A 22,661-nucleotide genomic window follows, 5' to 3' on the forward strand; every position below is an offset into this window, starting at 1 on the left:
GGTGCGGGCACGGGCCCTGGTCTGCGAGGATCGGGCGGGTGACGAGCGTGGCGGAGACGAGCCGGGCCTCCCGGTCGGGGGTGCGCAGCCTGCTGACCGGACCCCGCAGCGCGTGGACCGCGCCCCTGCTCATCTGGGCCGCCTCGCGCCTGGTGAGCACGCTGCTGCTCGCCACCGTGTACGTGCTGGCGACCGCGAACGACTGGACGTTCGCGTCGTACCGGCGGGACCCGTCGTTCTTCACGTTCTCCGGATCGTGGGATGCCTCGTTCTACCGGACCATCGCGGAGCACGGGTACCCGGCCACGCTCCCCCTCGACGACGCGGGTCACGTCGCGCCGAACGCCTGGGCGTTCCTGCCGGTGTTCCCGGCCATCGTGCGGGCCGTCATGACGCTGACGGGTGCGTCGTTCTGGGTCGCGGGCGTGCTCGCCGCGACGATCGCGGGCGCCGGTGCCTGCGTGCTGCTGTACCGGCTCGTGCTCGCGGTGGGCTGCTCGCACCGTGCACGCTGGGCGACCGCGCTGTTCGCCTTCGCGCCGACCGGGTTCCTGCTGCAGGTCGCCTACGCCGAGAGCCTGCTGCTCGTGCTGCTGTTCGGCGCGCTGCTGGCGCTGGTCCGGCGGCGGTACTGGCTGATCGCGCCGCTCGGGGTGGTCGCGGCGTTCACGAAACCCGGGGTCCTCGCGTTGGCCGTGGCGCTGGCCGTGCACCTGGTCGTCCGGTGGGTCGGGTCCCGCCGGTCTGCTCGACCTGCCGAGGTGTTCCCGTGGCGTGACCGCATCACGATCGTGGTGTCCGGCCTCGTCGTCGCGGCGGCGGGTCTGGCGTGGCCGGTGATCGCCTCGGCGGTGACCGGGCGGCCGAACGCCTACCTGGACACCGAACTGTCGTGGTGGGTGGGGTTCGTCGGGCGACAACACTTCGCCCCGCTGACGCCGTGGTTCACGATGGCCTCGACGTGGCTCGGACCGCTCGGCATCGTGCTCGTCGTCGCGGTGCTCGCCGGCGCGGTGTGGTTCTTCTCGCGCAGGAGCACCCGGGCCCTCGGACCGGACGTCCTCGCGTTCACGGCGTCGTACGGGCTGTACCTGGTCGCGGTGTTCCTGCCGCAGCAGTCGTTGCCGCGGCTGCTCATGCCGATGGCGCCGTTGCTCGGGTCGGACGTGTTCGTGCGGACGCGGCGGCGGGCGGTGACGTGGCTCGTGGTCGGGGTGTGCCTGCAGCCCGTCGCGATCGTGCTGCTCTGGTTCCTCGGGTACCCCTGAGCTGTTCGGGGTGTTCCTGAGCTGCTCGCGGTGCTCCTGAGCGCGGCGCGGGCCCGTCGGGCTACGCGTCGAAGGTGTGGAACCAGGCGCTTCCGCCCGGGTGCTGCACCGTGATCATCTCGTCGAGGTCGCGGTACGGGCCGTCCTGGTTGTGGCTCGCCGACTTGATGCGGATGGTGCCGTCCGACTCGGTGAAGACCTCGGACACGATGGTGGTGTGGTCCGGCGATCCGTTCGCGTTCCAGTCGTAGAACACGATGTCGCCGACCTTGACCTTGTCGCGCTCGTCCGAGCTCCGACGCGTCAGACCGAACTCCGCGGCGTTCGTCTCGAGCCACGGGTCCATCGTCGGGCAGTACGTCCACGTGGCACTGTGCTCCGCGCCGGCGGCCCGGTTGTACCAGTCGGAGCGCTGCTCCCAACCGCGGGCGATGAGCGTCTGGGAGACGTAGTTCGCGCAGTCGCCACCGATCGGGTTCATGGTGCCGTACTCGGACAGGTTGTAGTCCTTCCAGTGCGCCATCGCGTACTCGAGCTGCCGGTCGACGTCGGTCAGCGCGGCGTAGGCCATCGACGACGTCGCCACCGCGGTGGACGCATCGGGCACCGGCGCAGCCGTGGGGGTCGGTGTCGCCGTGGCCGCGTCCTGCGTCGCGCCGGTCTGCCCGTCGTTCGCGGCGCTGCCGTTGCCGTCCGACGACTGGTTGGCGGACGGGCTCGGCTCGATCGACTCCGTGAAGAGCGCGACGGCGGCGTCACCAGCGGTGTACATCGCCTGGTGCGGAGCCGTGAAGGTGACCTTCGACGCCGTTGCCGTGACGTCGCGCGCGGCCACCCCGCCGACCGTGACGCCCTTGACCGCGGCGAGGCCGGTGCCAGCGACGGTGACCGTGACGCCACCGACGAGCGGGACCTGCGCCGGGGTCAGGGACTTCGCCACCGGCTTCGCGGACGGGGACGACGTCGTCTCGCCGCCGGCAGAGCCCTTGCTGCCACTCTTCTTGCCGGCATCGTCGCTGCCGGACGAGCACGCGGCGACCGCGAGCCCGATCCCGGCGACACCGGCGAGGGACAGGAGTGCGCGGCGGTTCATCGAGGCAGTCATGACACAGCCAGCGTAAGCGACGCACCTGACGTTCCGACACGGCATGATCGTCTCCGGGGGGCGAGCGTCCTCCGTGTCCGCACGGACGCGTTCGAGAGGATCAGCAGACCATGCCCGAGAGCCACGACTTCTTCGTCGCCACCGACCCCGAGACCGCTCGCGGTCAGGTCCGACTCGCCCTCAGCCGCGAGGGCTACACGGTGGACGACGCCGAACAGGGAGCGCTCCGGGCCACCCGCGGCAGCATGGGCCTGACGCTCCTCATCGGCGGTCTCGCGAACGACCGCACCTTCCACACCCGGCTCGACGTGCAGATCATGGTCACCGCGGACGGCCGCACCGTCGCTCGACTGCTGCGCGGCTCCGGCAAGTCCGCGATCAAGGGCGGGGCGATCGGGATCTCGCGTGGCAACCGTGCCTTCGAGCAGGCCGCGAACGCGATCCACACGTCCTTCGCGCAGGCGGGCGTCCTGACGGACAGCTTCGCGAGCTGACGCGGTCGCGTCGCCGGCGCGAGGTCTCCGTGGGCGCCGGCACGCGTTTTTCGACAGAACACGCGACGAACGACTCGTGGATCGTCGCGAACCGCGTGCGGCTCGTCAGGAGCAGGACCAGTTGCGGTCGATCTCCGTCGAGCCGAACGGCGTCTTGTACTGCGTCATCGCGATCGGGCCACCGAGCAGCCGCGCACCGGAGCATGCTGCCTGCGCCTGGTCGAGACGGCCGTCACCGATCGCGATCCAGCTCGGCAGCGGCCGGAGCGGGCTCGCGGTCGGGACGGTGCCCATGATCGTGCGGAACTGGTACGAGGTCGAGTACACGCCGATCTGCGTGACACCGCTGCTCTTCAGCGCCGCGACCATGCCCTCGAGCGCCACCCGGTTCTGACCGGTGTCGCTCAGATGGGACAGGCCGGTCTCGACGTCGAGCCACCAGCGGTACTGCCCCGGGTTGGCGACGCCCCGGGTGTTCGCTGCTTCGTAGGCCCTTGCGTAGCCGTACATGTACGAGCACGCCGACGTCGTCTTCCAGGTCGGCTTCGCGCCGGACTGTACCGTGCACGTGCCGTACGGGTTCGTCACGGACTGCCCGTTCGGCGCGGCGTTGGACGTCGGCCAGACCGATGCTGCCGCCGCCCCGGGGTTGGCGAACAGCGCGTACACCTGCGTCTTCGGCTGCGCGGTGCCACCCGCCGACGCCGCCGCCCAGGACAGCTGCTGCTGCAGGCACGGGTTCGTGGTGTTGCCGAGGCTCGAGTTCACCCCGACGATGCCGAACGACTGGTCGGTCGGCACGCTCTTGCCGCACTGCGGGTACGAGACGTCCACGCCCGTCCCCGACCCGCTGTTGCCGTTGAGGAAGTACCCCACGACGTCGACGTACACGGTGGCCCTGCCCGCGGACACCTTCGCCTGCACCTGACCACCGGACGCCAGTGGCGCGATGAGCGCGTTGCCGATCGTCTGCCCCTTGGCGTAGATCTGCGTGGGCACGCTCGAGGCGAGCCCCGCACCGACGACGCGGAGCGATCCCCCGACGCTGCCGCCGCCGACCTTGGCGTTGATGACGGCCGCGGTCGCGTTGCGCGGGACACCCGCGGTCCCGGCGACGGTGACCTTCGTCGCGGTGGTGCCCGCTGCGACGGTCGCGGCGCGGACCGGGTGCGCCGACACGAACACGGATCCGTTGGCGTTCGGTGCGTAGTACCCGACGACGTCGGCGAGCACGCGCGCGGACCCGGAGGAGACCTTGGCCTGGACGGCACCGCCGGACAGCCGGACCGTCGTCGTGTTCGCGACGGTGGTGCCCTTGGAGTACATGAGCGAGACGACGCCCGCGTTGTTGCCGTACGGGGTGAGGCGCAGCCGGCCGCTCGTCGCAGGACGGGACACGTCGGCCTGCAGCACGACGGCGGTGGCGTTCGACGGCACGCCCGCCTTGCCCGCGACGACGATGCGCTTGGCGCCGGTGGTCACGGTGCCGTTCAGCACGTTCGTCGGCGCGAGCGGCGTGTAGGTCGACCCGGTGGCGCTGGTGCCGTACCAACCGGCGACGTCGAGGGCGACGGTCGCCTTGCCGGCCGAGACCTTCACCTGGGCCTTGCCGCTGGTGAGTCCGACCGTGGTGGTGCCGGAGATCGGTTGCGCCCTGGCGAAGTTCTGGATGGCGGGGCTGGCGGTGCTGCCGAACGGGGCGACGCTCACGTACGCCGCCGCGCTCGGGGAGGTCACGGTCGCCGTCAGCACGACCGCGGTCGCGTTCGACGGGATGCCGTTGCGACCGCCGAGCGTGACGGTCGTCAGCTTGCTCGTCGCGGTACCGGACCAGGCTCGCGCCGGCGCCACGGGCGTGAACCGCCCGGTGGTCGGCGCTGCGGCCGAGGCCGGCGCCACCGGAGCGACCACGAGCAGCCCAGCAGTGACGGCGAGCACCGTCCCGATCGATGCGATGGCAGTCCTGAAGCGCACGTGTTCCCCCGTTCCCCGCGCCCCGTCGGCGCACCGGGAGTCTAGAACGATGCGCTCAGCAACACACCACCCCTGTTCGCGAACTGTGCACGACGACACAGTCACGCGACCCTGTGGAACACACCGAACGCAGAACGGCCCGAAACCTGTCGGTTCCGGGCCGTTTCGGCATTGCCTTGGTGGAGCTAAGGGGATTCGAACCCCTGACCTTCTCATTGCGAACGAGACGCGCTACCAACTGCGCCATAGCCCCAAGTGCTCGACCACACTAGCACCACCGTTCGGCCGATCCGAAATCGTGGACAGCCGGTCGGGCGAGCCGCGACTCAGACCGCGCGGCGCCGACGCATGATCGCGTCGAGGTCGGCCTGCTGGTACGCGTCGTCGTCCAGGACACCCATGCCGGCCCACTTGCTCGGCGGACCCGTCGGCGCGGTCGGCTCGTCCGGCGTCTCGGCGACGAGCTCCGGTACTGCGGGAGCACGCAGCCCCAGCCGCTCCGCGAGACGCCCCTGGTCGTGGGCGGACAGCGACGCGGCAGCGTCCTCGAGCTCGGGCCGCATGCGTGACACCCGGGCGAGCGACGGGTCGGCCTCGCCCGCACGGATGGCTGCGGCTTCGGCGTCCGCCTCGGCCTTGGCCTCGGCGACGCGCTCCTTGAGTCGCGCGGCGAGCTCGGCGGACGACTCCGGCGACGCAGCGGGCGCTGTCGGTCGCTCCACGTACAGCGGCTTCGGCACCCGGTTCGGGGTCCAGCTGCGGTCCTGCGCGGGTTCTGCGGACTGCTCGGTCGTCAGCGGCGGTGCCGGGTCCGTCCACGTGCTCGCAGGCCGGGAGGCACGGGTCGCGCCCGCCTCGGCCGCCGCGACACGGGTCTTCCGTGCCGTCGCCACCTGGTGGAGCTGGGCCAGGACGGCTGCGGACCCACCCGCGGCGAGGAGCCCGGCGACACCGACGAGCCACAGGGCGGGTGCTGCGACGAAGACGACGAGCGCGACGATGACGCCGAGCGTGCCGAACAGGGTGGCTCCGAGCCGGGAGCGTCGCATGCGCATCGCGGTCAGTGCGGGCATCGACGACGCACGCTCGAGGACGGGAGCCTGCTCCGCGAGCCGACGGGTGATCTCGCGCTGACGTGCGGCCTCGTGGGCGCGGACGATGGCGGTGCGCTTCGCCTCTTCGGACCGGGCGACGCGCTGTGCCTCGGCCAGGGACTTCGCGTTCATCTCGACACGGACCTCGTCGGGCAGTTCAGCGGTCTGCGCCAGGATCCGCAGGGTCTGCTGCAGTCGGATCGCGTTGCGTTCGGTGGCCAGGTACTGGCGTCGGGCAGCCCACGACGGCATCAGGTAGACGAGCCAGAGGACGGCCGCGACGAGCAGGACGATGCCGCCACCCCACGAGCCGATTCCTGCCATGGGGACACGGTAGGGGCGGGGGTATCCCCGTCGCGTGATTGCGGAACGCGTGTTGCGCGTGTCGCGGCGGAATCCGTGGGACGTGCCACGGGCCTCCCGTCAGAGACGCGGCGTGGTGGTGATCGGCAGCGCCGCTTCGTCACGGGCCGCGAGCGGCACGGCACCGAGGCCGGGTGGCACCTGCCCGCGGACCCAGCGCTCGAGGACGCCCTCACGGACCTCTTCGGCGACGAGCGCGAAGCAGAAGTGGTCGCGCCAATCGCCGTTGATGTGGATGTACCGGCGGCGCAGCCCTTCGTACCGGAAGCCCAGCTTCTCGACGACGCGGAGCGACGGGGCGTTCTCGGGTCGGATGCAGATCTCGATGCGGTGCACGCCGACCGCGCGGAAGCAGTGGTCGACGGCCAGGGCGACCGAGATCGGGGTCACGTTGTGTCCGGCGGCGTCCTCGACGACCCAGTAGCCGATCGAGGCGCTGGCCAGCGACCCGTAGGTGATGCCGGAGACGTTCAGCTGCCCGACGAACCGGCCGTCGAGTTCCATCGCGAACGGCAGTCCGAGTCCCGCGCGGGCGTTGGCCTGGAGCGCGCGGATGCTGCCGCGGACGTCGGTGGAGACGTGTCCTGAGGGGTTCGTGGCCTCCCAGGTGCGGAGCCACGAACGGTTGGACGCCAGCGCGAGGTCGAGGTCGCGCGTGTCACGGAGCCGGAGGGGCCGGATGGTGACCCGCCCGTGGGACAGGGTCGGGATCGTCGTCATCGCTTGGTTCCTCCGGGATCCCGCCGCTGTGCGGGACGGGGTGTCCCGCCCGGGTCCGTGTGCACGGTCCCGGGCGGGATGGCCGACTCATTCGCCCGCGTTGAACTCCTTCAGCCACGACTTGAGGTCGGGGCCGAGGTCTTCGCGGTCCGAGGCGAGCTGCACGATCGCCTTGATGTAGTCGAGTTTGTCACCGGTGTCGTACCGGCGTCCACGGAACACGACGCCGTACACGCCGCCGGTCCACTCCTCGGCGCTCGCCATCTTCATGAGCGCGTCGGTGAGCTGGATCTCGCCGCCCTTGCCGGGCTCCTGCTTCTCGAGGACGTCGAAGACCTCGGGGCGGATGACGTAGCGGCCGATGATGGCCAGGTTCGAGGGCGCCTCGCCCTGCGGGGGCTTCTCGACGAGCCCGGTGATCTTGACGACGTCGTCGGTGTCGGTCGGCTCGACCGTGGCGATGCCGTACAGGTGGGTCTGCGACTCGGGGACCTCGAGCAGCGCCACGATCGTGGCGTTCTTCTCGCCCTGGACCTCGATCATGCGCTTGAGCAGCGGGTCGCGGGCGTCGATGATGTCGTCGCCGAGGAGCACGGCGAACGGCTCGCGGCCGACGTGCATCTTCGCGCGGAGCACCGCGTGGCCGAGGCCGAGCGGGTCGCCCTGACGCACGTAGTGCATGTCGGCGAGGTCCGTCGACTGGTTGACCTTCTGCAGCTTCTCGTGGTCACCCTTCTTCTTCAGGGTCTCCTCGAGCTCCGACACGTGGTCGAAGTGGTTCTCGAGTGCGTTCTTGTTGCGGCCCGTGATCATCAGGACGTCGGTGAGTCCTGCGTCGACAGCCTCTTCCACCACGTACTGGATGGCTGGCTTGTCGACGACGGGGAGCATCTCCTTCGGCATCGCCTTGGTCGCGGGGAGGAAGCGAGTGCCCAGCCCTGCCGCTGGGATCACCGCCTTGGAAATCTGGAAGCCCATGCCCCAGACCGTATCCGATCCGGGTTTCCGGGGCATGTCATCGCTACTGGGGACACGGCATCAGCGCGTTTCCCGGCGGGAAGCCGCAACGGATGCGCTCGGTAGACTCCTGCGCATGATCGCTGATCTCGGGAACGAGAAGCGCGCCCTGCGAGCCGAACTCCGGCAGCGGCGGCGCACCCGGACCACGACGGAACGCGACGCGGACAGTGCGGCGCTCACCGCGACCCTGCAGCGCTTCGCCGAGGAGCGCCAGGTCACCGCGCTGGCGCTCTACCTGTCGGCGTCGGACGAGCCGAACGTCCGGCCGTTCCTGAACTGGGCGTTCGCGCACGACATCCGGGTGCTCCTGCCGGTCACGCGCGAGGACGGCCTGCTCGACTGGGCGGTCGGCGACGGTGAGAGCGAGACCGAGGGCATCTTCGGCATGCCCGAGGTCGTCGGCGAGGTCCTGTCCCCGATCGCCATCAATGACGTCGACGCGATCCTCGCCCCCGCGGCTGCGGTCGGGCACGACGGCGTCCGGATGGGATGGGGTCGCGGCTACTACGACAAGACCCTCGGGTCCATGGCGAAGCGTCCGCCCGTCTATGCTGTGATCTTCGACGCGGAGTACCTCGACGAGGTCCCGCGCGAACCCCACGACGAACCCGTCGACGGCATCATCACGCCGTCACGCATCATCACGTTCCGGAGCTGACGTGCCCACCTACTCGTACCGTTGCACCGAGTGCGACAACGCGTTCGACATCAAGCAGTCGTTCTCCGACGCCACCCTGACCGAATGCCCGGTGTGCGGCGGCGTCCTGCGCAAGGTGTTCTCGCCCGTCGGCGTGACCTTCAACGGCGGCGGCTTCTACCGCACCGACTCCCGCCCGGCGCCGAAGTCCGAGGGCTCGTCGAGCACGCCGGCCAAGTCGGAGACGAAGTCCACCCCGGCGAAGACCGAGTCGAAGCCGAGCACGCCGAAGCCCAGCGCCTCCTGACCACGAGCACTCCTCGCCGATAGGTTGATGGGGTCGCCGACCGGCGACTGTCCTCGACCGGAAGGAGTCCCGTGAAGGGCTTCAAGGAGTTCCTGCTCCGCGGCAACGTCATCGACCTGGCCGTCGCAGTCGTCATCGGTGCTGCGTTCACCGCGATCGTCACCGCGATCGTCACCAGCCTCATCAACCCCCTGATCGGCGCGGTCTTCAACGCGTCGAGCCTCGACAAGGCGCTCGTCTGGTCCATCCCGACGGTGTCCGGCGGAAGCGCGAAGATCCTGTTCGGCGCGATCATCGGCGCGGTCATCAACTTCGTGATCGTCGCCGCCGTCGTGTACTTCGCCCTCGTCGTGCCCGTGAACCACCTGAAGAAGGTGGCGTTCGAGCGCGTCAAGAACGACGAGGAGCAGACCCCGCAGGACGTGCCCCCGACGGACGTCGAGGTGCTGCTCGAGATCCGCGACCTGCTCCGCTCCCAGAACGGCGAGCCGACGAGCACGGGTTCGGGTGCGCACGTCGCTCCGAGCACCGCGCCCGAGGGCCCCGGCATCGGCGGCTCCACGAAGCTCTAGCAGGGGCATCCCCGCCGACGGCGCCGCGATCGCGCCCCTCCACGGCCATCGCGCCCCGACTCTTCGGGGCGCGATGCCCGTTCGGGGGCGCGATCGTGCGCTACCGGCCGCAGCCGGCGTCAAGGTGCGGCACGGGGCGCGTCAGGCGGTGACGCGGCGACGCTTCGCGAACATCGCCGCGGCGTACTGGATGCCCGCCAGGACGTGGCCCACGGTGCCGAGGTAGACGAAGACCAGAGCGACGACCCGCACCCACGGCGCGTTCTCGTCGACGGCGTGCACGGCCGAGAACAGCAGCACCGGCAGGCCCACGAAGAGCAGCGCGGAACGGATCTTGCCGGTCCACGTGACGTCGAGGTCCGGGTTGCCGTGGAACAGCACGCTCGACAGCACCACGAGCACCAGGTCGACGAGCACGACGACCGCGACGACCCACCACGGCAGCAGGCCGGTCAGCACGAGCGACAGCACGATCGCGATGATGGCGAGTCGGTCGGCGACGGGGTCGATCGCCTTGCCGAGCTTCGAGCCCTGGTCGAACTTGCGCGCGATGAAGCCGTCCGCCCAGTCGCTCACGCCGATGACGACGAGTGCGACCAACGCCCAGCCCGGGTGTCCGGCGACGACGAGCCACACGAAGACCGGGATCAGCAGCAGCCGGAACAGCGAGATCAGGTTCGGCCAGGTCTGCCAGTCGGGGCGCTCCCGCACGGTGTCAGTCATCGCAGGCCAGGCTACCTGCTACCAGTGGGGCGGGACGTCCGCCCGGAGACGGACATCGTTCTCGCCGGATCCGTGCCGCGCCGGCTCCGGCGCGGGGGTGGGGTCCGAGCCCGGCACCGGCTGGGTGGTGACGCGTCTGCGGCGCCGCACCGGGCCTCCCGACAGGTCGTCCGTGTCGCGTTCCGGAGACGCTGACCGGACGGGAGGCGCGGCTGACGACGCGTCGTCGGCTCGCGTCCACGTGCCCACCAGCTGGTCCGTCTCCGGCGTCACCGGCCCGGCGGGCCGGGAGGCCCGCCGACTCGCCCGAGGAGTCATCGGCGGGCGGGGATCGGCGGGATCGAGATCTCCTGCGTGGCACCACGGTCGACACCGAGCACGGCGGCGACGGTGTTCGCGACGCGGTCCGGGTCGGAGAACAGCTGGAACGCGTGCACGCGGACGTAGTGCCAGCCGAGTCGGCGCAGGACCTCGGGGCGGAGGCGGAGTGACTCGCGCAGCGACCCCTTGACCAGCGACGCGTCGGTCTCGATCGTGACGCAGACCCCGCCGTGCGCGGCCACCAGGCCGAGCTTGCCGCGGTGTCCGAGCGCGACCGGGATGCCGCGCATCTCGAGTCGGCGGGCCAGGTCGACGAGCAGCGGGTCGGAGTCGTCCGGCACGTACTCGGCGGTGGTGCGCGCACGCACCTCGGCCAGGATCTCGGCGAGGGCGACGGTGCCGTGGCCCATCCGCTCGGCCTCGATGTCGGACGGCTGGAAGCACGTCACGATCACCATCGAGCGGCGCGCACGGGTCATCGCGACCGCGAGCAACCGCTCGCCGCCGGGTTTGCCGAGCGGACCGAAGTCGCGCAGGACGCGGCCGTGCGGGGTGCGGCCGTAGCCGATGGAGAACACGACGCGGTCGCGGCTCTGCGCCACCGACTGCTCGAGCGTCGCCACGATGAACGGCTCGGCGCGGTCGCCGATGACGAACTCGGTCAGGTCCTTGTGGCCCTGCGCCGCGGTCAGTACGGCCTGCTCGACGCGCACGGCGTGCTTCGCCGAGGCGGTGATGACCATGAGCGACTCGGACGGGCGGGTGCGGGCGTGGTCGATGACGAGGCGGACGACGCGGTCCACCTCGGCGTCGACGCTCTCGACGGCGCCGGACTCGGGGTCCGGCACGGCCTTGCCGTCGCTGACGTAGTCGAGCGCGATCGAGCCGTGCCCGAGGAACGAGCCGGCCCACGGCAGCGACTCGATCTTGCCGCCGTAGAAGCGACGGTTCACGAGCTCGGCCAGGTCCTCGCCGCCGGCGCGGTACGACCGCGAGAGCGACAGGGTCGGCAGCAGCGTGGAGAGCTTCGCCAGGGCGGAGTCGGCGTGGAAGGCGTCGAGGGTGCCCTCGTCGACCTGCAGCGCACGGTGCTCGGGGTCGACGGCGATGCGGAACGGCGACGGCGTCTGCGTGACCGGGTCACCGAAGACGACGGTCTGGCGCGCACGACGGACGGCTCCGACGGTCTCGGCGATGGTCACGGCGCCGGCGTCGACCAGGATCACGGTGTCGAACGGCATCGTGTCGGCGATCTGCGACACCTCGTACGGGCTCGCGAGCCACACGGGTGCGATCGACCGGGACAGGTGCGGTGCGGAGTCCTGGAGCAGCCGCGAGGTGATCGCACCCTCGCGCAGCTGGGTCTTCAGCGCGGTGGCCTCTTCCGGCCAGTCGACGAGTCCGACCTTCCAGTTCTCGGCGAGCTGCCATGCCAGGCCCTGGGAGACCCCGGCCGCGTGGGCGTCGTCGACGAGGCGGAAGTCGGCCTCGACCCGGTCGAGCATGTCGGTGTTCGCGCCGAGCAGGGCCCGGTCGGACTCGAGCATGGTCTCGAGGGCGGACTGCCACCAGGCGAGCTCGAGCTCGGCCGGCACCTGCAGGTCCGGCACATGGCGGTTCGCCAGGTCGGTGATGAGCGGCTCGAGCTGCAGGTCGCGCAGGGTCTGCATGAGCTCGGTGCGCTCCTGCAGGTTGTGCAGGACGTCGGACTCGGCCGCGAGCTCGGCGATGGTGGGGACGAGCTGGTCGACCGGGGTGTTCGCGAGCTGACGATCGCGCTCGGACCGGCCGAGCGGCTCGTCGAGCCGCGCGAGGTCCTCGGCGACGTTCGAGAACAGCACCTGCACGTCCGCGATGCCCGTGGGCACCTCGGGGTTCACGCCGGCGGCGACGTAGCGCTGCCACAGCACGCGCTGCTGCTGCACCCGGGTCAGGGCCTCGTGCAGGTCGGAGACGTGCACGCCGGGGCGGACGTACTCACGAGCGAGCTTCTTCAGGCGACGACGGTTCGTCGACGACATCGGAGCGCCCTCGCCACGCGGGGCGGTGGCGGCGACGAGCTCGGACACCGAACGGTCGAAGACCACCGGCAGGAAGCGGTCGAGGGTGTCACGGATCTCGGTGAGCAGGCGCAGGTAGATGCCGAGCTCGTTGATCGTCGTGAACTGGCGCATGTGCGTCGAGCTCACCAGGTCGTGCGCCCGGCGGAGCAGCGTCGGCAGCCCGTCGGAGTCGAGGTCCTTCGCGATGCGGTGGGCGCGCTGGGCACCGTCGCTGGTGGAGAACTTCGCGCCGTACCAGGGCGAGTCGTCGGGGCCGTAGCGGAACTCACCGAGGTTGGCCGCGCTGACCATCGTCTCGGCGACGCGCGAGCGCCCCTCGACCATGGATGCCACGGACTGCTTCGACAGCCGCGCGGTCGTCGACGGCGGGACCGGCAGGAGCGACAGGCGCGAGAGTTCGACCAGGCAGTCGAGCACCGAGACGCCGAAGTCGGCGTCCTTGCGGGTCAGTGAACCGCGGTAGTCCTTCAGGACCTTGCGGAGCCGGACCAGGGCGTCGTCGACCTCGCGCAGGTTCGGACGGGCCGCCTTCTCGTTCCGGGCGATGGCACGGACGACGTCGCGGCGCAGGGTCGACGGTGTGACCGCGACGCCGGGCAGCTGGACCTCGCCGAAGCGCGCCGCGATGCCCCGCAGGGTCGCACGGCGCGGGCTCACCACGAGGACGCGCTTGTTCGCGGCGACCAGGCCGCCCAGGGCGTTCACGATCGTCTGGGTGCCGCCGGTGCCGGGCAGGGTCTTGACGACGATGGAGTTGCCGGCCGCGATCTGCGCGATCACGTTCTCCTGCTCGTCGTCGGCGTCGAGCAGCAGGGTGTCGGTCTCCGGGCTGCGCTCGTCCGACGGGGTCTGCTCGACCGGGTGGTACGACTGCTCGACCTGCCACTTGGCGCTCGGGTTGCCGGCCAGGGCGTCGAGCACGGGGTGGGACAGGTCGCCGGTGTCCTCGACCAGACCGGTCGCGACCTCGGCGAACGTGGAGACCACGAGCCGGGCGTGCACGGAGAAGCCGGGGATGTGCGCGGTCAGGCCACGCAGGCGGTCGATGACGGGGTTCGGGGTGAACGAGCCGTCCTGCTGCGCGAGCGCCACGAAGGACTGCGCGTCGAGGATGACGCCGAACTGCTCGTGCAGGGCGTCGGCGAGACCCGGGTTGAGCACCGGTTCGCCGAGGAGCCGGACCTCGAAGTCACGGCCGTGGCGGCGGATCGCCAGCGGGCGCAGGAGCACCGGGCCGCGGAACTGCTCGTCGCCGTGCTTCCAGTCGGCCATGCCGATGCCGAGCTTCACGGCGTCGATCCCGCGCACGGTGGCGAGCTCGGTGCCCTTCGCCTCGACCTGGCCGGCGGCGACGCGGGCGGCACGGAGCGCCACCTCGTCGCGGATCAGGCTGGACAGCAGGGTGGTCTTGCCGGTGATGAACTGCGCGAGGCCGCCCGGGTGCGTCGTCGACAGTTCGATGCGCGCGCGGGGGTGGTCGCTGAAGTGGGTGAGCGGGCTCGTGCCGCCGACGCCGGTGAGCTGGCCGCGCCAGCCGTCCCACGTCGGTTCGGCCGCGTTGCCCGCCTGCAGCCGGGGATCGCCGAGGCTGATCGCCTGCGGGCTGGTCAGCTGCAGTTCCGGGCGGAGCGTGCGGTCCGGTTCGTCGTCGGTCCGGTCCTCGTCCACGTCCTGCTGCTCGTCTCGGTCGTCTCGCTCGTCGCGGTGGTCGCGCTGACCGCGGTCGTCTCGCTCGTCATCCGGGCGCTCGTGGGCACCCTCGACGGGGACGTCGTCGTTCACGTCGTCCTCACCGTCGGTCACCCTGTCCGCTCGCCACACATCCGACACTGTAGGCGGGAACGAGCGCCCTCTCTGGCAATGAACCGAGGTTTCGGGGTTTCCGACGGACGCGCCGCACGTCAGATCTGCGGTGTGACGCGTCGGATCTGCGGTGCAACGCGTCCGATGTGGTACCAACGGGGCATGGCCATCGACGACCGCACCACCCCGTCCGCCCCCACGCCGAACCGGCGTCGATCGGTCCCCGCCGAGATCTCCCGCTCGTGGCTGCTCGTCTCCGGCACCGCGACCGACCGGTTCGAGAAGTCCCAGCGGTCCCGCGCCGACCAGATCATCCTGGACATCGAGGACGCCGTCGACCCCGCCGCCAAGCCCTCGGCTCGGCAGGGCGTCGCCGCGTGGCTGGCCGGAGGCGGCGAGGCCTGGGTCCGGATCAACGACGTCACGACCGACTTCTGGGCCGACGACGTCGAAGAACTCCGCGGCCTGCCCGGACTGCAGGGCGTGATGCTCGCGAAGACCGAGTCCCCGGCCCAGGTCACCGACACGTGGCACCGGCTCGGCGGCCAGACCCCGGTGATCGCCCTGGTCGAGTCGGCGCTCGGCATCGAGGAGTCCGTCTCGATCGCGCGGGCCCAGGGCGCGTTCCGGCTCGCGTTCGGCTCCGGCGACTACCGCCGCGACACCGGCACGAGCGCCGACACCCTGGCGATGGCGTACCCGCGGTCGAAGCTCGTCGTCGCCTCGCGCGTCGGCGACCTGCCCGGCCCGATCGACGGCCCGACGGTGGGGTCGTCGCACCCGATCCTGCGCGAGCAGTCCCAGGTCGCGGTGTCACTCGGCCTGACCGGCAAGCTCTGCCTGGACACCGAGCAGCTGCCCGTCATCAACGAGGTCATCTCCCCCACGCCGACCGACGTCGCCTGGGCGCAGGACTTCCTCGACGACTTCGAGGCCCGCGGCAAGGTCATCCGCGACGGTTCCGACCTGCCCCGCCTGGGTCGGGCGCAGAAGATCCAGCGGCTCGCACAGGCGTTCGGCGTGGAAGCGCGGTAGGACTGCTCCCATGACCTGGTCCAACGTCCCCGGCGGTCCGCCGCAGTCCTCGCCCGGCCCCCAGGACCCGCAGCGCGCGGCCTGGGAGCGCAGCGGCACAACGTTGTTCCCGCCGGCGAAGCTCGCCGACCGGATCTCCACCGTGCTGTTGCTGGCCTTCGGCGCCGTGATGACCATCGTCACCGCCGTCGTCGGCATCATCGCGGTCATCTCGGCGACCGCGACCTGCGATGCCTCCGCCGGGTGCTCACCCGGCGGGTACATCGGCGGCACGGCCATCGCCGTCGGCGGCGCGTTCGTGATCGGCGTCGCCACGATCGTGCTGGCGATCGGCGCGTGGATCCGCCGGAAGTCGTCGTGGTGGATCGCCGCGGTCGGCTTCGTGCTCGCGATCGCCGTGATCACGTGGGGCGGGGTCGTCTTCGCGAACGCCGCCGACGACGAGACCGCGTCGTCCTCGGTGTCCGCGAGCGCCTAGCGCCGTCGCGCACCACTTCCCCGACAGGACACGAGGTGATCACCTCGTGTCCTGTCGCGTTGTGCGTGCGCACAGTGCGCGGGTCCGACAGGGCGTAGCGTCCACGGCATGGTGACGGTGTCGCGGACGACGGTCGCGGTGGTCGGTGGTGGCCCCGCCGGGGTCGTCCTCGGGCTGCTGCTCGCCCGGGCCGGCATCGCGGTGCGCGTCATCGAGCAGCACGACGACTTCAACCGGGACTTCCGGGGCGACACCGTGCACGCCTCGACGATCCGGCTGCTCGACGAGCTCGGCCTCGGCGAGCGCTTCCGGGCCCTGCCGCAGTCACGGCTCGACGACTTCTCCCTGCCCATGCCCGACGGGTCACGGCTGCTGCTCGGCGACTTCTCACGGCTCGATCCCCCGTACGACCACGTGGCGATGGTGCCGCAGTGGGACCTGCTCGACCTGCTCGTGACCGCTGCCCGGCAGGAACCGTCGTTCGACATCGCGATGGGCCGCGCGGCGACCGGGCTCATCGAGGAGAACGGTGTGGTCACCGGGGTCCACCTCCGCTCGCGCGACGGCAGCGGCGAACCCGAGGAGCTCCGCGCCGACGTCGTGATCGCGTGCGACGGACGGAACTCGGTCCTGCGCCGGGCAGCAGGGCTCGTGCCACGGGCGTTCCCGGTGCCGTTCGACACCTGGTGGTTCCGGCTCCCCCGTCGGTCGGGCGACGCGGCGAGCGCCCTGACCCCCGCGTTCTCGGGCAACGACGTGCTGCTGAGCTTCCCGCGGCCCGACTACCACCAGGTCGCGTACTTCGCTCCGAAGGGCTCGGACGCGGCCCTGCGGGCTGAGGGGATCGACGCCTTCCGGGAGCGGGTGGCGCGGCTCCGTCCGGACTTCGCCGACCGGGTCGAGGCGATCGGGTCGATGGACGACGTGCACGTGCTCGACGTCCGGATGGACCGGTTGCGGCGGTGGTGGCGGCCGGGGCTGCTGTGCATCGGCGACGCGGCGCACGCGATGTCGCCCGCGGGTGGGGTGGGGATCAACCTGGCGGTGCAGGACGCCGTGGCGACGGCGGGGATCCTGGTTCCGTCGTTGCAGCGTGGGCTCCGAGGTGCGGGGCTGGACGGTGCACTGGCCGCGGTGCAGCGTCGTCGGAGGCCGCCGGCAGTGATCGTCCAGTCGGCGCAGGCTGTGCTGCACCGCGTCGTGTTCGAGCGGGCCTTCGCCGGACGGCTGCAGGACGGGCCACCCCTGCTGCCCGTGCTGCTCGCCCGGTACGTGCCGCCGTCGCGGGGTCTCTACGCCCGGGGCATCGCATTCGGGCCGCTTCCGGAGCACGCGCCGAGCTGGGCGCGGCGCTGAACGGAGCGGGCGCGGTGGACGGGACCGGACGGCGGACGGGAGGCGCGGGGCGGGGCCGCCACGGGCCTCCCGGTCGGCGGGTGGTCACCACCACTGCGCGACGCACCCTGTGCGCGACCGCGCACCCCCGGCGCATGCTGGGGCCATGAAGCAACGAGTCATCGGAGACGTATCGGTCAGCGCCATCGGTCTGGGCGGGATGCCCATGTCGATCGAGGGGCGCCCCGACGAACGACAGTCCATCGCGACCATCCACGCCGCGCTCGAGAACGGTGTCACGCTCATCGACACCGCGGACGCGTACCACCTGGCCGCCCACGACGAGGTGGGGCACAACGAGGAGCTCATCGCCCGGGCGGTCCGCGAGTTCCACGGCGACACCGAGTCGATCCTCATCGCCACGAAGGGCGGACACCTGCGACCGGAGGCCGGCGCCTGGGCGCAGAACGGCCACCCGGAGTACCTGAAGCAGGCGGCGAAGGCGTCAGCGAAACGCCTCGGCGTCGAGGCGATCGGCCTGTACCAGTTCCACCGTCCGGACCCCGCGGTCCCCTACGCCGAATCCGTCGGCGCGCTCGGCGAGCTGCTCGACGAGGGCGTCATCCGGATGGCCGGCATCTCGAACGCGGACCCCGACCAGATCCGGACGGCGAACGAGGTCCTCGACGGACGACTCGCCTCGGTGCAGAACCAGTTCTCGCCGAAGTTCCGGTCGAGCGAGCCGGAACTCGAGCTCTGCGACGAGCTCGGCATCGCGTTCCTGCCGTGGAGCCCGCTCGGTGGCATCGCGAACGCCGCCGACCTCGGCACCGCCTACGAGGACTTCGCGTACATCGCACGCGACCGTGGCGTGACCCCGCAGGTCATCGCGCTCGCGTGGGAGCTGCAGAAGAGCGACGTGGTCGTCCCGATCCCCGGGGCGTCGCGGCCGCAGTCGATCCTCAACTCGCTGACCGCACCGACCGTGAAGCTGCGGCCGGAGGACGTCGCCCGTCTGGACGCGTCGCAGCCGGCGGCCGTCTGAGTCGCCTTCGTCCTGCCGCTCCACGACGCGTGACGACGCCCCGCAGTTCCGGTCGGAGCTGCGGGGCGTCGTGGTGTCGGGGCCGGGTGTGGCGACTAGTTGCTCGGGCAGACCGCCGAGACCTCGTTCAGCGAGGACTGCACGTCGGTCTGGGCGTCCTTCGCCTCGGCGGAGTCGCTCGAGCCGCTGGAGGTGAGCGCCGAGGCGTACTCCTTCGCGTCCTCGGTGAAGTCCTCGAAGGCGTCGTGGACGTCGTCGTTGGTGACCTTCGGCAGTGCCGCGTCGAGACGGTCGGTGAACTCGCCGACGAGCTTCGCCCGCGCAGCGGGGTCCGCCGGTGCCGAGGACGACGTCTGCTCGGCGATGAACGACTTGAGCTCGTTCTCGACCAGGGCGCACGCCTCGGCCTTCGTCTGCGCGGGAGCGGCGGCCGAGGTCTTCGACGGGGCGGACGTCTTCGACGTCTCCGTCGAGGCTCCGTCGTCGGACGAGCCGCCGTCGCTGGACGAGCCGCCGGAGCAGCCCGCCAGCAGCGCCACGGCGACGAGCGCCGTGGTCACCGCGGTGAGGGTGCGGCGCATCAGGAGTTGCACTCCTTCTGGAAGGCGTTGCCGGCGTCCTGCACCTTGGTGCTGGACTTCGTGAGCGCCGAGACGTCGGCCGACTGCGGGTCCTTCGCGATGTCCTCGATCTGGTCGACGAGGTCGCCGTAGGCGTCCTCGAACGCCTCGCCCTTGTCCTGCAGGGCGTCGTCGGACAGGTCGTCGACGCCGTCGGAGATCTTCTCGTCGAGCTCCTTGAGCTTCGTGACGGCGGCGTCCGGGTCGGACTGGAGGTTCGCGGCTTCGGACTGCACGCCCTCGGCGGCGGACTTGACCGTCTTCTCGAACTGGGTGCACTGGTCGGCCTTCGACGGCCCGGTCGAGCAACCGGCGAGCAGGGTGAGCGCGAGGCCGGCGGTGGCGAGCGCGATGAGCTTGTTCTTCGGCATGGTGGAGAGTCCCCCTCGATCGGTCCGCACTCCCCCGGATGAGGTGCAGATCCGTCATCGAGCGTACATGGGGCACTCACAGGATGACCGGCTGCCCGGCGTACCGTCCAGGGCATGCGCGCCATCACGTTCGACGACACCAACTTGTCCGTGACCGACCTGCCCGACCCGGTGCCCGCCGCGGGCGAGGTGCTCATCGAGGTCGCCGCCGCCGGGGTGAACAACGCCGACCTGCAGCAGCGCGCGGGGAACTACCCGCCGCCGCCCGGGGCCTCGGAGATCCTCGGGCTCGAGGTCTCCGGCACCGTCCGGGCTCTCGGCGACGGGGTGACCTCGGTGGCCGTCGGCGACCGCGTGTGCGCCCTGCTGTCCGGCGGCGGCTACGCCTCGCTCGTCGTGGCTCCCGCGACGCAGGTGCTGCCGGTCCCCGACGCGGTCGACCTGGTCGAGGCTGCCGGCCTGCCCGAAGCCGCCTGCACCGTGTACTCGAACATCGGCATGCTCGCCGGACTCCGCCCCGGGCAGACCCTGCTCGTGCACGGTGGCACCGGCGGCATGGGCTCGCACGCCGTCCTGTGGGCGAAGGCCCTCGGTGCCACGGTGATCGCGACGAGCGGCGGTGACCGCAAGGTCCAGGCGTCGCGTGACCTGGGTGCCGATCTGGTGGTCGACCACCGCACCGAGGACTTCGTCGAGCGCGTCCTCGCGTTCACGGACGGCGTCGGGGTCGACGTGGTGCTCGACGTCGTCGGACCGTCGTACCTGGCGCGGAACCTGCAGGCCCTCGCACCCAACGGGCACATCGCCGTCATCGCCTCGGGCAGCGGCAGCACCGCCGAGCTCGACCTCGGTGCGCTGATGCGGAAGCGGGCGTCGATCAGCGGGACGACCCTGCGCGCCCGGCCGCTCGCCGAGAAGGCCGCGATCGTCGCCGCCGTCCGGGAGCACGTCTGGCCCTTCGTCGCCGACGGCAGCGTCCGCCCGGTCATCGACACTGTCCTTCCGCTCGCCGAGGTCGAAGAGGCGCACCGGAAGGTCCGCGACGGCGAGGTCGTTGGGAAGGTGCTGCTGACGCTCTAGGCGCGTGGGCGGGCTGCGCCCGGGTGCGCTGCGCCCGGGTGCGCTGCGCCCGGGTGCCCTGCGCCCGGGTGCGCTGCGCCCGGGTCTGCCGCGCTCGGCCGCACCAGGTCGAGCACCTGCCCGCACTTCGCGCCGAACGTCGCGCGGAGCAGGTCCGCCGCGTCGCGGTCCTCGTCGAACCGCGCCGGCATGTCGATCGCGAGCATGATCGCGAAGATCATCCCGCTGCCCAGGAAGCCCTGCACCTGGTCGTCCGGGATCCCCGCCTCGTCCCGCAGGAACCGGTAGATCTCGAGGAAGCCGTCGCGTGCGGCCGCACCGATCGCGGGCTCGGCACCGGAGACGAACCCCTGCAGCAGCACGGTGTGCAGGCCCTGCTCGGCAGCGAGGTCGACGAACTGCTCACCGATGACGTGCGCCGGCACGTCGTCCGGGCCGAGGGTCGTCAGGGTCTCGCGCCAGGCGTCGAGCAGGATGCCGAGGGTGTCGCGGAAGACCTCGAGGAACAGCGCTTCCTTCGACCCGAACATCCGGACGACGTACGGCTGGCTGATGCCCGCCGCCGAGGCGATCTGGTCGGTGGTGGTGCCGTGGTACCCCTGGCGGCCGAACACCCCGCGTGCGGCTTCGAGGATCATCGCGCGACGCTGCGCTGCCGGCATCCGGACGGCTGTCTCCGTGCTCATGGTTGACATGTTATCAGTCGATTACTACAGTCCGTCGAGACAAGTAATCATCGGATTACCAACGACTGGAGACACCATGTCCCGACGCATCCCCGTGTGGCTCGCGATCGCCGCCGCGTCCCTCCCGATGTTCATGGCGACGCTCGACAACCTCGTCGTCACCAGCGCACTCCCCGCCGTGCACGCCGACCTCGGCGCCTCGGTCGAGGAGCTGCAGTGGATCACCAACGCCTACACGCTCGCCTTCGCCGCCCTGATGCTGCTGGCCGTCGGCCTCGGCGACCGCATCGGCCGCCGCCACCTGTTCATCGCCGGCATCGGCGTCTTCACCCTCTCGTCGGCCTTCGCCGCGATGAGCACCGACCCGACCGCCCTCATCGTCTGGCGCGCGGTGGAGGGGGCCGGCGCCGCGGCGATCATGCCCCTGTCGCTGACGCTGCTCGTCGGCAGCGTCCCGGACCGCCTGCGGACCGTGGGCATCGGCGTCTGGGGCGGCATCTCCGGCCTCGGCGTCGCGCTCGGCCCGCTCATCGGCGGAGCCGTCGTCGAGAGCTGGAGCTGGGAGGCGATCTTCTGGCTCAACGTCCCCGTCGGCGTGATCGCGATCCCGCTCGCCCTGTTCGCCCTGCCGAACACCCGTGGCGCCCGGGTCCGGACCGACGTCCTCGGCGTCGTGTTCGCGGGTCTCGGGGTGCTCGGCGTCGTGTTCGGCATCGTCCGCGGCAACGACGCGGGCTGGACGAGCACCGAGGTGCTGGTCGGCCTCATCGGTGGCGGCGCACTGCTCGTCGCGTTCGTCGTCCGCCAGGCCACGACGGCCGCACCGCTCCTGCCGCTCCGGTTCTTCCGCGACCGCAGCTTCACCCTCGCCAACCTCGTCGCCATGACCTTCTCGTTCGGCGCGTTCGGGTCGGTCTTCATCCTGATCCAGTTCCTGCAGGTGGTGCAGGGCCGGTCACCGCTCGAGGCCGGCGTCTGGACGATGCCGTGGACGCTCGCACCGATGGTCGTCGCGCCGCTCGCCGGGATCATCGCACCACGGGTCGGCACCCGGGTGCTCATCGCCGGCGGCATGGCGTTCCTGTCCGCCGGACTGTTCTGGATCGCCGCCACGATGTCCGCCGACGTCACCTTCACCGGCCTCCTGCCCGGCTTCCTGCTCGCCGGCATCGGCATGGGCGCCGTGTTCGGGCCGATCTCGACCGCCGTGCTCGCGCGGATGCCGCAGGACGACCACGCGAAGGCCTCCGGCGCGAACTCCACCCTGCGCGAGATCGGCGTCGCACTCGGCATCGCGGTGCTCACCGCCGTGTTCACCGGTGCCGGCGGCCAGCTCACGCCCACCGGTTACGTCGACGCGGCACAGCCCGCCGTGTTGGTCGGAGCGGCCGTCGTCGCGGCTTCGGCACTCGTCGCCGTGTTCCTGCCGGCAGGTCGCGGATCCCACGTCCCCGAGGTGGTCGCCGATGACGACCTGGGCCCACGCCGCCGGTTCCGGGTCGACGCGCCAGCGGCGAGCCGGCCGTGACGGTGGGGAGAGGCCCGGC

21 protein-coding genes and 1 tRNA gene are annotated in these 22,661 nt (G+C 71.3%); 11 read left to right on the forward strand and 11 right to left on the reverse strand.

Annotation, left to right across the window (positions count from 1 at the left end; translation table 11 throughout):
- Positions 1–38: 38 nt before the first annotated feature.
- Positions 39–1,268 (forward strand): hypothetical protein, encoded by a 1,230-nt coding sequence (locus tag HQQ88_RS18335; RefSeq protein WP_173170831.1) that lies wholly within the window; start codon positions 39–41, stop codon positions 1,266–1,268.
- Between the two features lie 61 nt (positions 1,269–1,329).
- On the opposite strand, the gene HQQ88_RS18340 is transcribed toward HQQ88_RS18335, so the two are convergent.
- Positions 1,330–2,373 carry an amidase domain-containing protein gene (locus tag HQQ88_RS18340; RefSeq protein WP_254067250.1) on the reverse strand — a complete coding sequence of 348 codons (1,044 nt, stop codon included), beginning with the start codon at positions 2,371–2,373 and terminating at the stop codon, positions 1,330–1,332.
- Between the two features lie 110 nt (positions 2,374–2,483).
- On the opposite strand from HQQ88_RS18340, the gene HQQ88_RS18345 reads away from it, so the two are divergent.
- On the forward strand, positions 2,484–2,867 hold the full coding sequence (locus tag HQQ88_RS18345; RefSeq protein ID WP_123293366.1) for a hypothetical protein: 384 nt from the start codon (positions 2,484–2,486) through the stop codon (positions 2,865–2,867).
- 105 nt (positions 2,868–2,972) lie between these two features.
- Here HQQ88_RS18345 and HQQ88_RS18350 read toward each other — a convergent pair whose 3' ends face one another.
- From HQQ88_RS18350 to galU, 5 genes are all read right to left on the reverse strand, one after another.
- Positions 2,973–4,841 carry a hypothetical protein gene (locus tag HQQ88_RS18350; protein ID WP_173170833.1) on the reverse strand — a complete coding sequence of 623 codons (1,869 nt, stop codon included), beginning with the start codon at positions 4,839–4,841 and terminating at the stop codon, positions 2,973–2,975.
- A 177-nt stretch (positions 4,842–5,018) separates the two neighbouring features.
- Positions 5,019–5,094: transfer RNA gene (locus HQQ88_RS18355), tRNA-Ala, on the reverse strand.
- A gap of 73 nt (positions 5,095–5,167) precedes the next feature.
- Positions 5,168–6,259 carry a hypothetical protein gene (locus HQQ88_RS18360; RefSeq protein ID WP_173170835.1) on the reverse strand — a complete coding sequence of 364 codons (1,092 nt, stop codon included), beginning with the start codon at positions 6,257–6,259 and terminating at the stop codon, positions 5,168–5,170.
- Between the two features lie 99 nt (positions 6,260–6,358).
- The gene (locus HQQ88_RS18365) at positions 6,359–7,018 is read right to left on the reverse strand and encodes a GNAT family N-acetyltransferase (protein WP_111086296.1); all 660 of its coding nucleotides are present in this window, start codon (positions 7,016–7,018) and stop codon (positions 6,359–6,361) included.
- An 87-nt stretch (positions 7,019–7,105) separates the two neighbouring features.
- Entirely contained in the window at positions 7,106–7,996 is an 891-nt protein-coding gene (gene galU, locus HQQ88_RS18370) for a UTP--glucose-1-phosphate uridylyltransferase GalU (protein ID WP_111086297.1), read from the reverse strand.
- A gap of 115 nt (positions 7,997–8,111) precedes the next feature.
- On the opposite strand from galU, the gene HQQ88_RS18375 reads away from it, so the two are divergent.
- The 3 genes from HQQ88_RS18375 (at position 8,112) to mscL (ending at position 9,554) form a co-directional block, all read left to right on the forward strand.
- Entirely contained in the window at positions 8,112–8,696 is a 585-nt protein-coding gene (locus HQQ88_RS18375) for a 5-formyltetrahydrofolate cyclo-ligase (RefSeq protein ID WP_173170837.1), read from the forward strand.
- Position 8,697: 1 nt separating this feature from the next.
- The gene (locus tag HQQ88_RS18380; protein WP_123293362.1) at positions 8,698–8,982 is read left to right on the forward strand and encodes an FmdB family zinc ribbon protein; all 285 of its coding nucleotides are present in this window, start codon (positions 8,698–8,700) and stop codon (positions 8,980–8,982) included.
- A gap of 71 nt (positions 8,983–9,053) precedes the next feature.
- Positions 9,054–9,554 carry a large conductance mechanosensitive channel protein MscL gene (mscL, locus tag HQQ88_RS18385; RefSeq protein WP_173170839.1) on the forward strand — a complete coding sequence of 167 codons (501 nt, stop codon included), beginning with the start codon at positions 9,054–9,056 and terminating at the stop codon, positions 9,552–9,554.
- Between the two features lie 141 nt (positions 9,555–9,695).
- Here the strand turns inward: mscL and HQQ88_RS18390 are convergent, their stop codons facing one another.
- Together HQQ88_RS18390 and HQQ88_RS18395 are read right to left on the reverse strand one after the other, a co-directional pair.
- Entirely contained in the window at positions 9,696–10,277 is a 582-nt protein-coding gene (locus HQQ88_RS18390; RefSeq protein WP_173170841.1) for a CDP-alcohol phosphatidyltransferase family protein, read from the reverse strand.
- A 314-nt stretch (positions 10,278–10,591) separates the two neighbouring features.
- Positions 10,592–14,464 (reverse strand): ATP-binding protein, encoded by a 3,873-nt coding sequence (locus HQQ88_RS18395; RefSeq protein WP_123293359.1) that lies wholly within the window; start codon positions 14,462–14,464, stop codon positions 10,592–10,594.
- Between the two features lie 162 nt (positions 14,465–14,626).
- On the opposite strand from HQQ88_RS18395, the gene HQQ88_RS18400 reads away from it, so the two are divergent.
- The 4 genes from HQQ88_RS18400 to HQQ88_RS18415 all read left to right on the forward strand — a co-directional run bounded on the left by HQQ88_RS18400 (position 14,627) and on the right by HQQ88_RS18415 (position 18,357).
- Complete coding sequence (locus tag HQQ88_RS18400; protein WP_111086303.1) at positions 14,627–15,499, forward strand: CoA ester lyase; 873 nt, start codon at positions 14,627–14,629, stop codon at positions 15,497–15,499.
- A 10-nt stretch (positions 15,500–15,509) separates the two neighbouring features.
- Positions 15,510–15,977 (forward strand): DUF6264 family protein, encoded by a 468-nt coding sequence (locus HQQ88_RS18405; RefSeq protein WP_111086304.1) that lies wholly within the window; start codon positions 15,510–15,512, stop codon positions 15,975–15,977.
- 108 nt (positions 15,978–16,085) lie between these two features.
- Positions 16,086–17,333 (forward strand): FAD-dependent oxidoreductase, encoded by a 1,248-nt coding sequence (locus HQQ88_RS18410; RefSeq protein ID WP_173170843.1) that lies wholly within the window; start codon positions 16,086–16,088, stop codon positions 17,331–17,333.
- Positions 17,334–17,478: 145 nt separating this feature from the next.
- Positions 17,479–18,357 (forward strand): aldo/keto reductase, encoded by an 879-nt coding sequence (locus tag HQQ88_RS18415; protein WP_123312106.1) that lies wholly within the window; start codon positions 17,479–17,481, stop codon positions 18,355–18,357.
- Between the two features lie 95 nt (positions 18,358–18,452).
- On the opposite strand, the gene HQQ88_RS18420 is transcribed toward HQQ88_RS18415, so the two are convergent.
- On the reverse strand, positions 18,453–18,938 hold the full coding sequence (locus HQQ88_RS18420) for a hypothetical protein (protein ID WP_173170845.1): 486 nt from the start codon (positions 18,936–18,938) through the stop codon (positions 18,453–18,455).
- Positions 18,938–19,348 carry a hypothetical protein gene (locus HQQ88_RS18425; protein WP_123293354.1) on the reverse strand — a complete coding sequence of 137 codons (411 nt, stop codon included), beginning with the start codon at positions 19,346–19,348 and terminating at the stop codon, positions 18,938–18,940. The genes HQQ88_RS18420 and HQQ88_RS18425 overlap by 1 nt, the downstream gene beginning before the upstream one ends.
- Before the next feature lie 114 nt (positions 19,349–19,462).
- On the opposite strand from HQQ88_RS18425, the gene HQQ88_RS18430 reads away from it, so the two are divergent.
- Positions 19,463–20,428, forward strand: coding sequence for an NAD(P)H-quinone oxidoreductase (locus HQQ88_RS18430; protein WP_173170847.1), 966 nt, complete (start codon positions 19,463–19,465; stop codon positions 20,426–20,428).
- On the opposite strand, the gene HQQ88_RS18435 is transcribed toward HQQ88_RS18430, so the two are convergent.
- On the reverse strand, positions 20,425–21,114 hold the full coding sequence (locus HQQ88_RS18435; RefSeq protein ID WP_173170849.1) for a TetR/AcrR family transcriptional regulator: 690 nt from the start codon (positions 21,112–21,114) through the stop codon (positions 20,425–20,427). The genes HQQ88_RS18430 and HQQ88_RS18435 overlap by 4 nt on opposite strands.
- Positions 21,115–21,190: 76 nt before the next feature.
- Here HQQ88_RS18435 and HQQ88_RS18440 point away from each other — a divergent pair, with 76 nt between their 5' ends.
- Positions 21,191–22,642, forward strand: a complete 1,452-nt coding sequence (locus HQQ88_RS18440) for a DHA2 family efflux MFS transporter permease subunit (RefSeq protein WP_123293351.1) — start codon at positions 21,191–21,193, stop codon at positions 22,640–22,642.
- Positions 22,643–22,661: the final 19 nt, after the last annotated feature.

This window comes from Curtobacterium sp. VKM Ac-2861 (assembly GCF_013204965.1).
Classification (GTDB): domain Bacteria; phylum Actinomycetota; class Actinomycetes; order Actinomycetales; family Microbacteriaceae; genus Curtobacterium.